Genomic DNA, 610 nt, shown 5'->3' on the forward strand with positions numbered 1-610 from the left:
CTATACGAAAGATTTATTCGGTGATTTTATAAATATAGAAAAAGGAATGAATCAAATTGAAGTTTTCCCTTCTGACATCGGACAAGTGGAAGTGACATACAGGGAGAGGTATCTATGAGTAATAATGATTTACACATTTTTGATTTCAAAACAGAACAAATTATTGCAGTAATCAAAGAACAAGACTATTGGGATGATCTCCGTAAGTGGGAACTAAAAAACAATGTAGATATGTTTGAATTTACGGTTTCAGATGGTACACATAAAGCGGCGAGATTAATGCAACAAAATATAGTGTTAAAGCGTGTTCGTGATGGGTCGTTTGTTTCGTATGTGATAAACGAAAGCGAACAGGATTCTGTAGATCGTTCTAAAAAAATCTATGCGCTCAGTGAACATACAAAACTCAGAAAGGCAAAAGTTATTAAACCACAAACTATTGAATCTTATACAGTAAATCAATGGATGGACTTTGCTTTAGAAGGTACAAAGTGGCAACGTGGTGTAACAGAATATGCGAGTTTCCGTACTATTCATATTAAAGAATTTACAAACCCACTAGATTTATTGAAAACGATAGCAAGTGCCTTTGAGTTAGAAATTCGATTCC

General features: G+C 33.9%; 2 protein-coding genes. Both read left to right on the forward strand.

The genetic code is table 11. The features are described from left to right. On the forward strand, positions 1-118 hold a 118-nt coding region (locus tag ACQGSG_RS29250; RefSeq protein WP_426948664.1), incomplete at its 5' end, for a phage distal tail protein. Beyond that, positions 115-610 (forward strand): phage tail spike protein (locus tag ACQGSG_RS29255; protein ID WP_426948791.1); only part of this gene is annotated, 496 nt, incomplete at its 3' end. The genes ACQGSG_RS29250 and ACQGSG_RS29255, both read left to right, overlap by 4 nt.

This window comes from Bacillus sp. GMa5/1 (genome assembly GCF_050172015.1).
GTDB lineage: Bacteria > Bacillota > Bacilli > Bacillales > Bacillaceae_G > Bacillus_A > Bacillus_A cereus.